The organism is Stenotrophomonas sp. STEN018, from assembly GCF_056760235.1.
Genome location: NZ_JBRREK010000077.1, coordinates 1 through 13,145, shown reverse-complemented (window position 1 = coordinate 13,145; position 13,145 = coordinate 1). Strand labels below are relative to the sequence as shown.

The window sequence follows — 13,145 nt, the reverse complement described above, 5'->3', positions numbered from 1 at the left end:
CCGGCGCGGGGATCCTTGCTACCAAGCGATCGAAAAGACCTAGTGCCGAACGGTCGCCCGCGCCGGGCTCTCGGCACCTAAGGTGACAGACCGCTAAGAGATAAGTGCCGACCCATGGTCGGCATTGGCTCTACCGGTAATGCCCTTGCCGACCATGGGTCGGCACTACCGAAGGTCCCATGCCCTAGTAGCTTCTCCCGCAGGGAGAAGGACAAAAAAAAGAACGACGCCGTTAGGCGCCGTTCTGGAATATTGCATTCTCCGCGGTGACGATGCGTGCGAAACGACCTTGAACCCGGGGTTCAAGTGGGAACGCTGGGGGGCCATCGGGCTTCCCGCTACAAGGCGGACTTGCACACCCGGCTCCGTCGCGCCCCCGTGGTCGTAATTAAGGGACAAGGCGAATGTTTGCACACGCCGTCGTTCACAGCAGAGAACGCGTCGCCAGTATAACGAGGTTGCACGGCTACGTGCAGTCGTATTTCACTAATTGCGGATTCATCTGTCTGAGCTGGTCAGCTGGGTCAACGCGCGTTGTCGATGGCCAGGTCCAGACGACGGTTCAACTCGTTCATGGCCGATTGAAAGCGCTGCTGCTGGGCGAGTTGCTCATCGCGCACCTGCTGTAGCTCATGCGCCAGATTGAGCGCGGCCAACACCGCGATGCGGTCGACCGCCGCCATCCGGTTGCTGCCGCGGATTTCGCGCATCTTGCCGTCGAGCACGCGCGCGGCCGCGGTGAGGCTTTCGCGCTCGGTCGGTTCCACGCCAACGGTGTACTCGCGGTCCAGGATATGGACGCTGACCGGTTCGTTGTTGCTCACGTGTGCTGCTCCAGCGACTTGAGGCGGGTGATCATGGCTTCCACCCGGGAGCGGGCCTGTTCGTTCTTGGTCAGCAACTGCGAGCGCTCGCTGATCAGCTGTTCCTGCTGCTGGCGCAGGCTGCGGTTTTCATCGCTCAGCCGCTGGTTGCGCTCAAGCAGCAGCTCGAGGCGGGAGGCGAGGGCCAGCAGCTGGCCAGCGGGGTCGAAGGAGTCCATGGATGGAACGATAGGCATGGCGATGAGGGCCGGTCAAGAAGGAGTATGCAGTGCGATTGGTACACTGTGCGGCCGTCGTCATCTTGCCGGTGCCGGCGTTCCTCTCCGCTTTACAGATCAGTGACATGACCGACCTTCCTTCCGTCAAAGACATCCTCCAGGCCAGCCAGTCGCTGGGCCTGGCTGCTTCCCCGGCCGAACTCCACGGCGGACTGTGCGGCTGGTTGGCCGCTGGTGGCGCCGACGAGCCGTCCTGGCCGGCCAAGGTGCTGGCCGACGACGGCCTGTCGACCCCGGAACCTGGCAGCGTGCTGGACCGGCTGCGTCAGGCCACGGTCGCGCAGTTGGAAGACCGCGACTTCGCCTTCGAGCTGGTGCTGGTGGATGCCGCCGAGCCGCTGCAGGTGCGTACCGAGGCATTGTTTGAGTGGTGCCGGGCTTTCCTGGGCGGTTTCGGCCTGGCTTCGGGCAAGCGCCCGGCGCTGAGCGAGGAAGGCGAAGAGGCGCTGCAGGATCTGGCGCGTCTGGCGCAGGCCTCGATTGACGAGTTCGACAGTGCCGATGAAGACGAGGATGCACTGTCCGAGATCGAAGAGTTCGTGCGCGTTGCCGCCTTGTTGCTGCATGGCGACTGCGTAATGGGCTCGCGCCACCGGCAAAGCCTGAACTGAGGTTGGCGATGAAGCGTCTGTCCGGGATCACCCCAGCCGAGTACGCCCGCCGCCGCCGGCAGTTGATGGAGGCGGCGGGCGATGACGCCATTCTGGTGCTGCCTGCGGCAGCGGAGCGGGTACGCAGCAACGACACGTTCTTCCCGTACCGTCAGGATTCGGATTTCTGGTATCTGAGCGGGTTCCAGGAGCCGGAGGCGGTGCTGGTGCTGATCCCGGGGCGCAAGCACGGTGAGGCGATCCTGTTCTGCCGCGAGCGCGACCCGGACCGTGAAGCCTGGGACGGCCCGCGCGAAGGCCAGGATGGTGCGGTCTCGCACTACGGCATGGACGACGCCTATCCGATCGAGGATCTGGACGAAATCCTGCCGGGTCTGCTGGAAGGCCGCTCGCGGGTGTACTACCACTTCGGCCGCGACGCCGACTTCGATCTGAAGTTGATCGGCTGGGTGAACCGGGTGCGTTCGCAGGTGCGCAATGGCGCACAGCCGCCGCATGAGTTCCTGGAGCTGGGGCATCTGTTGCACGAGCAGCGTCTGTACAAGAGTGCTGATGAGATTGCGTTGATGCAGGCGGCAGCTGATATCAGTGTGAGTGCACATCGTGCGGCGATGCGTGCAGCACATGCGGGTATCCATGAATACGAATTGCAGGCGGAATTGGAGCGCGAGTTCCGCGCCGCCGATGCGTGTTCTGCGTACAACAGCATTGTTGGTGCTGGCGCGAATGCCTGCGTGTTGCATTATCGCGACAACAACAGCGGCAGCCGTGATGGTGATCTGGTGTTGATCGATGCGGGTGCGGAGTATCGCGGTTACGCCAGCGATATCACCCGGACTTTCCCGGTCAATGGCCGTTTCAGCGAGGAGCAGCGCGCGCTGCATGATCTGGTGTTGGCGGCGCAGGCGGCGGCCTTGGAGCAGGCGCAGCCGGGCATTGCCTACGAGGAAGGGCATCTTGCTGCGGTGGAGGTTTTGACCGAGGGGTTGTTGCGTCTGGGTTTGCTGAAGGGTGACCTGGAGGAGAACATTCTCGAACGCCATTACCAGCGTTTCTACCGGCACAAGACCGGGCATTGGCTGGGCATGGATGTGCACGATGTGGGCGATTACCGGGTAGCCGGCGAATCGCGTTTGTTGGAGCCGGGCATGGTGTTCACCATCGAGCCTGGGTTGTACATCTCGCCGGACGATCGCAGTGTGGAGGCGCGTTGGCGCGGCATTGGTATCCGCATCGAGGATGATGTGTTGATCACCGAGGACGGGCACCGGGTGTTGACCGGTGCGCTGGAGCGCAGTGCCGACGAGATCGAAGCCTTCATGGCCAAGCGCTGAGGCGCAAGGTGCTCGGCTGTAGAGGTTGCACTTGCCTCTGTATTTACCCCAGCACTTGCCCTTGCACTTGCCCTCCCTTACGCAAAGCGTAGGGGAGGGTATGGGAGGGGTGCAGTTGCGGTTGCTCTAGCCGTTGCTGTTGTTGTTGTAGTTGCTCTGCGCTTTTGACGTACGGGCCCCTTCCGCAGCGACGCAGCCGACGGATAGGACCCCGAATGGGGCGACGTGCATGGATGCACGTCGTTTTTCGACGATACAAGGATGTATCGTCGAAAAATCCCGGCGGCGGAGTGGACCCACGACGCGCAGCGTTGTGGGCGCGGAGGCAGGGTGTGCTTTCTTTTGGTTACTTTTTCTTTGCACAAGCAAAGAAAAGTGACTCGCGCCCCGAAGGGGAGTGAAAGTCTTTGCCTTTGCCTTTGCTCTCGCTCCAACGGCAACGGCAACGGCAACGGCAACGGCAACGGCGACGGCAACGGCAACGGCAACGGCGACGGCAATCAAGATCAAGATCAAGGGCTTTCGCCCGCCTGCGGCGCGCGAGCACACCTTTCTTTGCTTGTGCAAAGAAACGTGGCCCAAAGAAAGCACACCCTGCCTCCGCGCCTTCCGCGCTGCGCGCTACAGGTCCACTCCGCTGGCAGGATTTTTCGACGATACATCCTTGTATCGTCGAAAAACGACGTGCATCCATGCACGTCGCCCCGTGCGGGGTCTTGTCTGCCAGCTCCGTCGCTGCGGAAGGGGCCCGTACGTCAAAAGCGCAGAGCAACGGCAACGGCAAGTGCAAGGGCAACTGCAAGTACAAAGCAAAGCAAAGCAACGGCACCCCTCCCTGGCCCTCCCCTACGCTGCGCGTAAGGGAGGGGAAACAGCCGAAGCAAAAGCGAAGCCGACGCTGCAGCCTGGCTGGTTCGGTCTAGGAGGGTGGGTTGCGAAAGATAGGTGCGACAGCCAAGGCGGACATCAATGCATCCGCCGTATCGATCATCCCGGGCGCATTGCGCGCCCGGGGTTCAATCACAGAGCGACTGATGTCGCCCGTACATCAGGCCTGAGCAGCAAATTCCGGGCGGGTCAGGTTGTCCGCTTCGCCGTCGGTGCATAGCACCTCGTCTTCAATGCGTACGCCACCGTAAGGACGGAAGAAGTCCACGCGGTCCCAGTTGACGCTGGCGGCGTTGCCGGCCTTCTTCACCTCGTCCAACAACATGTCGATGAAGTACAGGCCCGGCTCGATGGTCACCACCATGCCTGGCTCCAATACGCGGGTCATGCGCAGATACGGGTGACCGGCTGGGCGTTCGACGCGGCCACCGTCTTCGCTGGCGGCAAAGCCTGCCACGTCGTGCACCTGCGCGCCGATCAGATGGCCAATGCCATGCGGGAAGAATGCAGCGCTTACGCCAGTCGCCAATGCTGCTTCCGGCGAAACCGTGATCACGCCGAAATCCTTGAGGATGCCCATCAGCGACAAGTGCGCATCAACATGCAGTTGCTTGTAGTCAAAACCCGGGCGTACCGCCGCACACATCTTCAGCTGCGCCGCGTCGATCGCATCGATGAAGGACTGGAACTCGTCGTGGCCGGCTGCTGCATAGGTACGGGTGATGTCGCTGGCGTAACCATGCGCCGAAGCGCCGGCGTCGATCAGGAAGCTGCGCAGCGGCTGCGGTGCCTGCTTGCCCAGGTCGGTGTAATGCAGCACGGCGGCATGTTCGTTCAGGCCGATGATGTTGCCGTACGGCAGCTCATTGGCGTCCTGACCAACAGCGCTGCAATACGCCATGTGGATCTCGAACTCGCTGGCACCGGAGCGGAACGCTGCTTCGGCCGCGCGGTGGCCACGCACGGCCAATGCCTGTGCTTGCCGCATCAGCGCGATCTCGTACGGCGTCTTGTAGCCGCGGTGCCATTCCAGGTAATTGATCACCGCCGCCGGGTTGTTCGGGGCAAAGCCACCGAGTGCGCTCTGTGCCTCGCCGAGGATGGCGCAGCGGCTCGGGTCGGCTGGCAGCAGGGCCAGCGCTTCGTCCGGCTTGCGGATGATGTGGATATCGAAATGCTCCACCCACCAGCCGCTCGGGGCGTCCGGTACCACGTGCCAGTAGTCGAACGGTTGGTAGAACACCAGGGTCGGGCGCTTGCCCGGGGTGTGGATCAGCCAGCTATAGGGCAGCTTGGTCAGTGGCAGCCAGGTCTTGAACTGCGGGTTGACCGCGTATGGGTAATCGCGGTCATCGAACACCTGGTAGTGCTGAGTGCCGCTGGGAACCACCAGGTGATCGAAACCAGCGCGTGCCAGCGCCGTGTCGGCGCGGCGGATCATTTCGCCGAGGTGGTGGGCGTACAGGCTGCCTGGATCTTGCTGGTTCATCGCGGTGGCTCGCTGGGACATGCGGAATGCAGGCCCCAATTTTGCCGCAATCAGCCTGCTGCTGCTGTGCCGTTTTCGGCACTCAGGCTGCGGGGATGTTGCCTTCGATCCACTGCACCAGGCGCTCACGATGGGCCTTGTCCAGCGTCAGGAAGCGGAACCCGGCCCATGACTGCTCGGGCGCATGGGTGGGCTCGCACCACAGCAGATGCACGCCAACGTCAATTTGCAGGTGGCCGCCGCGGCCGTCAGGGATCGGGAACTGCAGCTGATACAGCGCGTCCTCGTGCATGGGCACGGAGGTGATCAGCAACATGCCGGTTTCGGACACGTTGCCGAGCCGGCCGATCTGGGTGCCGGTCATCTGGTCACGTACCTGCACCAGTTCGGGCACCTGCAGGCGCGGTGCGCGGCGGGTATTGGTGATCATGCGGATTCCCCGCTGTTGGAGGCTTGGCCGGCGATCGAGCGCAGCGCGCGCACGGTGGCCTGCCAGGCGCGGTCGATCAGGCGGCCCTTGTCTTCGGTGACGATGCGCAGCTGGCCCTTGGCCATCAGCCGTGACATCGCGTCGAGTGAATTCTCCGAGACCTTCTGGCCGCGCTGGTTCACGAACAGCGCATTGCCGGTGATCAGGCTGTACCACGACAGGCGCTGGCGCCGGTTGTCGCCTTGCTGGTTGACGGTGAATTCGAACCAGGTACCGAACGGCAGGGTGCGCAGCTGGCGGTAGTGCGCTTCCTCTTCTTCGGTTCGGGCGGGCTCGACTTTCTTGCGGCGCTCTTCTTCTTCCGGCTCGCCGGCCTCGCCCAAGCGGGTACGTGCCTTGAGCTTGGCGGTCAGTTCGGTGCGCGAGGTGATCTCATCCTCGCCGCCGGGCGTGGACAGCCGGCGGGAGATGGCCGCAGCCTCATCCTGGTGGTAGCCCACCTGCAGCAGCGATTGTTCGATTTCCTCACCGAAGCTGACATCGGCCGCGCCACCGGGCGGTAAGCCGGTGATCTCGCTGATGCGGCGCGTGGCCTGTTCGCGTTGCTGCCACTCCTCGGAACCTTCGCCTTGGCGCAGCAGGGTGAGGGTAAGCACGTCGGCCCATGCCTTGCGCAGCAGGGTCTGTACGAACTTGGGCGGTTCGGTGGTCTGGCACAGGTCGTCGATGGTGCTGTTGGCCAGCTGTTTGGCGGCCTCCAGACGTTCCTTGCCGCGCGCGGCGTCGACCTGTCGGCGCTCGGCCATCTCCGCGCGTCGGGCCGCCGAGCGCAGATGTCCCTGGATGATGTCGTTGGCTTCAACGAAGACGGACTCGTCGCCCTGGTAGTCGTTGACGACCTTGTTGACCGCGTCCTTGAGCTTGAGCAGCAGTACGGGATCGCTGTCTTCGTCACTGAGCCAGACCGCACCGGACTCGGCGACCGCATTGAGCAGCTCGCGGGCCGGGTGCTGGTCACGCAGGAAGAATTCCTGGTCGCTGATCGCGGCGCGCGCCAGCGGTACCTGCAGGCGCCGCAGTAGGTCAGCGGCCGGGCCCTCGCTGCGCACTTCGCGCTGCAGCTCGGTGTAGAGCATGCCCAGCAGGTCCATGGTGTCGCCGTCCTGCACCGACAGCGTCGCAGCAGGGCCGTGGTCGGCCTTGACCTGCGCCATCATCGCGTTGCGGATGTCGGCCATGCTGTGGCGGCTGCCGGAAGACGAGGCGGCGGTCTGCAGCTTGCCCAGCACGTCCAGCGCGGTCTGGGTGGAGACGGGCTGGGCTGGAATGCTTGCGCTGTTGGCGTTGCCTGCAGCAGCGTATGCAGCCGTGCCGGCAGTTGCGGCTGAACCTGTCGCGGCGTGGTGTGCCTGTGCGTGCGCCTGCAGGGCGGCAAAGTCGGGCATGCCGCCAGCCCCCCCCGTTGCGCCTGCGGCTGCACCAGCACCAGCATTGCCACCGCCACCGCCACCGCCACCGCCACCGCCTGCACCAGAGCTCAGCGTAAGCGCGTGGCGGGCGGCATCAAGCAGGCTGTGCAGGCTTTCCATCGGTGGCATGGCGGCGCTACTGGCGGGCATCTGCACGGGCTCGGCGCTGACCTGGGTAGGTGCAGCTGCCGGGCTGCCCAACAGCTCATTGGAAATATTGGCCCACGATGCAGCCGGAGCCTGGCCTTGCCAGCTGGTCAGCGGGGTTGCGCCTGCGGAGCGAGGCCCGGCGCCGCCAGCATCGGCCTGTCCGCCAGCAGCACCCGCGCCTCGCGGGGCGGAAGGACGCGGAAGATGTGGCCTATACACCAGACCCGGAAGCACGCCTTCGCGCTCCAGCAGGATATTCAGGCGGTCTACCAGTTCAGCATGGCGCGTCATGGTCATGCGTTCGAATACCTGGAACAGCACCAGCTGGGTATCGAGGTTGAGCTGCATCTGCTCGCCGGCGTCGCGCAGTGCCCGGCACTGCGCGTAGGGGCCGACCGGTAGACGCTCTGGATCAAATGCTGGCTGCGCAGCCAGTACTGCAAACCGCTGTCCCAACAACAGCAGTGGGCTGGGGGCGCGGAACGCTTCGCGACGCGCCATTTCATGCAGCACGATGTCGCGGTCGATGTCGGTGTCCTCGACCAGGGTCATCGACTTGAATGTCGCTGCGTGCGCTTCCTGGTCGGGTTTGGGCGGATCCTTGAAGCTCGCTACTTGCACGGCCAGCGCGTCAAGAAACAGATCCGGGAACTGTTCCATATGCTCGCGCAACACCCGCAGCTGGGCGTAGATGTCGGACTGAACCTGGCTGTGGTGGGCCAACTCCGCGCGTTTGAACAAGGCGCGCTCCAGCTCGATGGCGGTCAGCTGCAGCGGCGTGCGCAGGACTTCATCGGTGGCTTGGAAGATGCTTTCCAACAAGTGACGCACGCGGGCAGATACCGGCGCAGTGGCGATCCTTGCCATGGATTGGCTGGCTGAGCGTGGTGCGGTGCCTGACATCCTGTGTTCCTTCCCCCTGAATGGGCGTTTTCTATCATTTATGTGATGTAACGGCCACTTTTCGCAGGTCTTACGCCAGGAACAGCTCCACCACATCGTTGGTGAAGCGGCGACCAAGCTCGGTCGGAGTCCAGTATTCACCGTTGCTGGCGAGCCAGCCACGTTCAACTGCCATTGCCAGAGAAGGTAGAAGCACGCTCCGTGCCAAACCGGTGCGCGATTCAAAATCGCGCAGGCTGAAGCCCTCGTGCAGGCGCAGCAGATTGAGCATGTACTCGAACGGCAGCCGCTCCGGGCTGATCACGTCATCGCCGCCGATGCTGGCCAGGCTGCCGGCGGTGTCCATGAAGGTCTGCGGGTGCTTGTGCTTCCAGCGGCGCAGCACGTGCTGCTCGGCGCCGGAGCTGATCTTGCCGTGGGCGCCGGCGCCGATGCCCAGGTAGTCGCCAAAGCGCCAGTAGTTGAGGTTGTGCTGGCATTGCCAGCCGTCGCGGGCATAGGCGCTGACCTCGTAGTGACCATAGCCACGCTCGGCGAGCAGGGCCTGGCAATGTTCCTGGATGTCCCAGGCGCTGTCTTCGTCGGGGATGCCTTGCGGTGGCCGGGCGAAGAACACCGTATTCGGTTCCAGCGTCAGCTGGTAATGCGAGATATGGGTGGGATCGAGGGCGAAGGCGCGCTCGAGGTCGTATTCGGCCTGGGCCAGCGTCTGCTGCGGCAGCGCGTACATCAGGTCGATGTTGAAGTTCTTGTAGCCGGCATCCTGCGCCAGTTTGACCGCGCGTTCGGCTTCGTTGCTGTCGTGGATACGACCCAGGCGCTTGAGCGCTTCGTCGTTGAAGGTCTGGATGCCAAAGCTGATGCGATTCACGCCAGCGGCACGGTAGCGGTCGAAGCGGCCGTGTTCGGCCGTGCCCGGGTTGGTCTCCAGGGTGACCTCCAGGTTCGGCGCGAAGCGCAGCCGTGCACTGGCTGCCTGCAGGAAGCGGTCGATCGCCTCGGGCGGGAACAGGCTGGGCGTCCCGCCACCGAAGAACACGCTGCTGACCACACGCCCCCACACCAACGGCAAGTCCTGGTCCAGGTCGCGGATCAGCGCATCGATATAGGCATCGAACGGCAACTCGCCCTTGGCGCTGTGCGAGTTGAAATCGCAGTACGGGCATTTGCGCACACACCACGGCAGGTGCACGTATAGCGCCAGCGGCGGCGGCACCAGTTGCACGCCGGCAGCGTGGCCGTGATCGACCGAACAGGAGTCGCCGGGAAGGTGGTTGCAGTGGTCGTGGGAGTGCGGCATGGACGGCTGTTGGAAATATTGGGAGTTCGAAGGTGGGGGCGTTACTGCGTGGCCAGCAGGATTGGATCGACCAGCGAGCGTGGCTGTGCGCGAAGCACCGTAGCGGCGATGTCACGGAACATCGGCGAAGGTCCTTGGTAACTGCCCATCTCGTTGTCCATGAGGCGATGGCTTTTCGGCCGGGTGCCGTTGCGCATATGCAGGTACAGGCCGGAGACCATGCCTTTACGGTTGTCCGCGAAGTTGTCGTAACGAACTTCGAGTACGTCGAACAGTGGTATTTGACGCCAGCGGTGCGCGGTGGAGATGTTGTGGTAGCGAAGATGTCCTGCTTTCTCGTCCAGCACAACGCGTTGCCACATGATGGGTGCTGAGATCAATCCGACCGTCAGTACACCGGCCAGTGACCACAACGGGAGCGTAAGCCAGGGATACGTCCCGTCATAGGCCAGCAGACCGCCGACGATTGCTCCGCTGATGCCGCCGAGGATGGCGACCGCCTGTACAAGTATCATGCGGGTCCGATAGCGGCGTAGCGTCATTCCTTGACCTCCGTGATCAATCGCGCTTGAGTTGCGACAGTTGCTGCAACAACAGCTGCAGCGCCTTGGCGCGATGGCTGCGGCCGTTCTTCTGCGCCGGCTCCATCTGCGCGGCGGTAAGCCCCAGTTCTTCGTCCAGGAACACCGGGTTGTAGCCGAAGCCGTTGCTGCCGCGTAGTTCGTCGATGATGCGGCCTTCCCAGCTGCCTTCGCAGATCAGCGGTTGCGGATCGTTGGCATGGCGCAGCAGCACGATCACCGCGTAGAAACGCGCGGTGCGGCGCTCGGCTGGGACGTCGCGCAGCGCATCGAGCAGCTTGGCGTTGTTGGCAGCATCGTCGGTGGGGCTGCCGGCATAGCGCGCGCTGTACAGGCCGGGCGCGCCGTCCAGTGCATCGACGATCAGCCCGGAGTCATCGGCAAGCGCCGGCAGGCCGGTCACCGTGCAGGCGTGGCGGGCTTTGATCAGCGCGTTTTCGACGAAGGTCAGGCCAGTTTCCGGTACATCGTCCACGCCCAGCTCGCGCTGCGGCACGATCTGCAGCGGCAGCTGCGCCAGCATCGCCTGCAGTTCCTTCAATTTGCCGGCGTTGCCGCTGGCCAGTACCAGTTTCATTGCTTGGGCTCCAACAAGTCCCAGGTGTTGCCATACAGGTCGCGGAACACCGCGACCGTGGCATAGGGTTCATCGCGCGGGGCTTCGAGGAATTCCACGCCCTGCGCGAGCATTGCCGTGTGGTCGCGATGGAAGTCATCGGTGTGCAGGAAGAAGCCAACGCGGCCGCCGGTCTGGTTGCCGATGCGGCTGCGTTGTTCCTCGCTGCTGGCACGTGCCAACAGCAGCGCCGCGGCGCTGCCATCAGTAGGGCCGACCACCACCCAGCGCTTGCGGCCTTGGTCAAGATCCTCCAGCAGCTGGAAACCGAGCTTGCCGGTGTACCAGGCGATGGCTTCGTCGTAGTCGGCGACTACGAGGGTGACCAGGGAAAGGCGCCGGTTCATGCCTGCGCCAAAGCCGCCTGCTGGGCGTCGAACAGCTCGCGGATGCCCTTTTCGGCCAGTACCAGCAGCGCGTCCAGTTCGTCGCGACGGAAGGCGTGGCCTTCGGCCGTGCCCTGCAGCTCGATGAAACCGCCACCGTCATTCATGACGATGTTCATGTCGGTATCGCAGTCGCTGTCCTCGGGGTAATCCAGGTCCAGTACTGGCTGGCCCTTGTAGACGCCCACCGAGACCGCGGCGACGGCGCCGAACAGCGGGTTGCGCTTGATCTCGCCACGCTTCATCAGCAGGTTCACTGCATCCACCAGTGCCACGTATGCGCCGGTGATGGCGGCGGTGCGGGTGCCGCCGTCGGCCTGCAGCACGTCGCAGTCCAAGGTGATGGTGCGTTCGCCCAGCGCATTGCGGTCGATGCAGGCACGCAGGGTGCGGCCGATCAGGCGCTGGATTTCCAAGGTGCGACCACCCTGTTTGCCGCGCGCGGCTTCACGGTCGGAGCGGGTGTGGGTGGAGCGCGGCAGCATGCCGTATTCGGCGGTGACCCAGCCTTCGCCCTTGCCACGCAGGAAGCCGGGGACCCGGTTCTCGACGCTGGCGGTGCACAGCACGCGGGTGTCGCCAAAACTCACCAGCACCGAGCCTTCGGCATGGCGGGTGAAGGAACGCTCGATGGTGACGGTGCGCATCTGGTCGGCCTGGCGGCCGCTGGGACGGGAAAAGGTCATGGGGAATCCGGTTAGTACGAGGTGAACTGGCGGGCGTCTGGGTGGTGGATGCACCAGCGTCCAGAGGTGGCTAGGGTACCATTCGCCCTTTGAAACACATCGGAAAGCACATGATTCGGAGCATGACCGCCTATGCCGGCGGCGAACGCATCACCGCGTGGGGCACCTTGGGCTGCGAACTGCGCTCGGTGAACCACCGGTTCCTGGAAGTGGGCGTGCGTCTGCCCGAGGACCTGCGTGCGCTGGAGCCGCAGCTGCGCGAGCGCATTGCCGCCCGGGTCAGCCGCGGCAAGCTCGACCTGGTGATGCGCCTGCGCGCGCCGGAAGCCGCCACCTCGCTGGCAGTCAACGAGGTGCTGGTCGAGCAGCTGTCTGAATTGGCCCAACGCCTGCAGGGGCGATTCCCCGGGATGCAGGTGGGTTTCACCGATCTGCTGCAACACCCCGGCGTATTGCGTGCCGAGGCCACCGACAGTGCCGCCCTGCATGTTGAAGCGCTGGCCCTGCTGGAAGAGACCGTCACCAGCTTCGTACAGGCGCGTGAGCGTGAAGGCGACAAGCTGGCGACGGCGATCAGCGAACGCGTCGATTCGGTCGAGCGCATTGCAGCCGAAGTGCGCGAACTGATCCCGGCCATCCGTGAAGGGCAGCGGGTCAAGCTGGCCGCACGCCTGGCTGACCTGCCGCACCCGGTTGACCCGGGCCGGGCAGAGCAGGAACTGGTGATGTGGCTGCAGAAGCTCGACGTGGACGAGGAACTTGATCGTCTGGACAGCCATATTTCGGAAATCCGTCGCGTGCTGCGCCAGCGTGAGCCGGTGGGCCGTCGCCTGGACTTCCTGCTGCAGGAGTTCAACCGCGAAGCCAACACCCTGGGCTCCAAGTCGGTGGACGCGCGCACCTCCAACGCCGCCGTGGAGCTGAAAGTGCTGATCGACCAGATCCGCGAACAGGTCCAGAACATCGAGTAAGTGTAGTGCCGAGCCACGCTCGGCCAGGATCCAGCGTAGTGCCGAGCCATGCTCGGTAAAGCCATCCCAGGATCCAATGTAGTGCCGAGCCATGCTCGGCAGAGGCCTTGCCGGTAACGCCCCAGCCGAGCATGGCTTGTATGTTCCTCCCGGCTCCTACGAGGTATGTAGGAGCCAGGGTGGAGGGACCGTCAACATGATATCTGCGGATACCAGCCGACAGACGAGC

Annotated in this window: 13 protein-coding genes and 1 other RNA gene; 3 read left to right on the top strand and 11 right to left on the bottom strand. The window is 64.0% G+C overall.

The window, feature by feature from the left end:
• Positions 1-254 precede the first annotated feature (254 nt).
• The 3 genes from ssrS to ACVOMB_RS19300 form a co-directional block, all read right to left on the bottom strand.
• A non-coding RNA gene (gene ssrS, locus ACVOMB_RS19310) (6S RNA) lies at positions 255-439 on the bottom strand.
• An 85-nt stretch (positions 440-524) separates the two neighbouring features.
• Positions 525-824, bottom strand: coding sequence for a cell division protein ZapA (locus tag ACVOMB_RS19305; protein ID WP_282273119.1), 300 nt, complete (start codon positions 822-824; stop codon positions 525-527).
• A complete protein-coding gene (locus ACVOMB_RS19300) occupies positions 821-1,042 on the bottom strand; it encodes a TIGR02449 family protein (RefSeq protein WP_282273125.1) in 222 nt (73 codons plus the stop codon). Before ACVOMB_RS19300 ends, ACVOMB_RS19305 begins: the two co-directional genes overlap by 4 nt.
• A gap of 125 nt (positions 1,043-1,167) precedes the next feature.
• On the opposite strand from ACVOMB_RS19300, the gene ACVOMB_RS19295 reads away from it, so the two are divergent.
• Positions 1,168-1,713, top strand: coding sequence for a YecA/YgfB family protein (locus ACVOMB_RS19295; protein ID WP_481532672.1), 546 nt, complete (start codon positions 1,168-1,170; stop codon positions 1,711-1,713).
• 8 nt (positions 1,714-1,721) lie between these two features.
• Positions 1,722-3,047 (top strand): aminopeptidase P N-terminal domain-containing protein, encoded by a 1,326-nt coding sequence (locus ACVOMB_RS19290; RefSeq protein ID WP_481532670.1) that lies wholly within the window; start codon positions 1,722-1,724, stop codon positions 3,045-3,047.
• Between the two features lie 1,048 nt (positions 3,048-4,095).
• On the opposite strand, the gene pepQ is transcribed toward ACVOMB_RS19290, so the two are convergent.
• The 8 genes from pepQ to rph all read right to left on the bottom strand — a co-directional run bounded on the left by pepQ (position 4,096) and on the right by rph (position 11,945).
• Positions 4,096-5,424: a Xaa-Pro dipeptidase gene (gene pepQ / locus ACVOMB_RS19285; protein ID WP_481532671.1), complete on the bottom strand. Its 1,329-nt coding sequence runs from the start codon at positions 5,422-5,424 to the stop codon at positions 4,096-4,098.
• Between the two features lie 82 nt (positions 5,425-5,506).
• Complete coding sequence (locus tag ACVOMB_RS19280) at positions 5,507-5,854, bottom strand: PilZ domain-containing protein (RefSeq protein ID WP_481532669.1); 348 nt, start codon at positions 5,852-5,854, stop codon at positions 5,507-5,509.
• Positions 5,851-8,376 carry a DUF1631 family protein gene (locus ACVOMB_RS19275; protein WP_481532668.1) on the bottom strand — a complete coding sequence of 842 codons (2,526 nt, stop codon included), beginning with the start codon at positions 8,374-8,376 and terminating at the stop codon, positions 5,851-5,853. The genes ACVOMB_RS19280 and ACVOMB_RS19275 overlap by 4 nt, the downstream gene beginning before the upstream one ends.
• Before the next feature lie 70 nt (positions 8,377-8,446).
• Positions 8,447-9,676, bottom strand: a complete 1,230-nt coding sequence (gene hemW, locus ACVOMB_RS19270; protein WP_481532667.1) for a radical SAM family heme chaperone HemW — start codon at positions 9,674-9,676, stop codon at positions 8,447-8,449.
• Between the two features lie 41 nt (positions 9,677-9,717).
• Positions 9,718-10,218, bottom strand: coding sequence for a hypothetical protein (locus tag ACVOMB_RS19265; RefSeq protein WP_481532666.1), 501 nt, complete (start codon positions 10,216-10,218; stop codon positions 9,718-9,720).
• A 16-nt stretch (positions 10,219-10,234) separates the two neighbouring features.
• On the bottom strand, positions 10,235-10,834 hold the full coding sequence (gene rdgB, locus ACVOMB_RS19260) for an RdgB/HAM1 family non-canonical purine NTP pyrophosphatase (protein WP_481532665.1): 600 nt from the start codon (positions 10,832-10,834) through the stop codon (positions 10,235-10,237).
• Entirely contained in the window at positions 10,831-11,220 is a 390-nt protein-coding gene (locus ACVOMB_RS19255) for a VOC family protein (RefSeq protein WP_481532664.1), read from the bottom strand. Before ACVOMB_RS19255 ends, rdgB begins: the two co-directional genes overlap by 4 nt.
• Positions 11,217-11,945, bottom strand: a complete 729-nt coding sequence (gene rph / locus ACVOMB_RS19250; protein ID WP_481514458.1) for a ribonuclease PH — start codon at positions 11,943-11,945, stop codon at positions 11,217-11,219. Before rph ends, ACVOMB_RS19255 begins: the two co-directional genes overlap by 4 nt.
• Positions 11,946-12,055: 110 nt before the next feature.
• Between rph and ACVOMB_RS19245 the strand changes: the two genes are divergently transcribed.
• The gene (locus ACVOMB_RS19245) at positions 12,056-12,916 is read left to right on the top strand and encodes a YicC/YloC family endoribonuclease (protein WP_481532663.1); all 861 of its coding nucleotides are present in this window, start codon (positions 12,056-12,058) and stop codon (positions 12,914-12,916) included.
• Positions 12,917-13,145 lie beyond the last annotated feature (229 nt).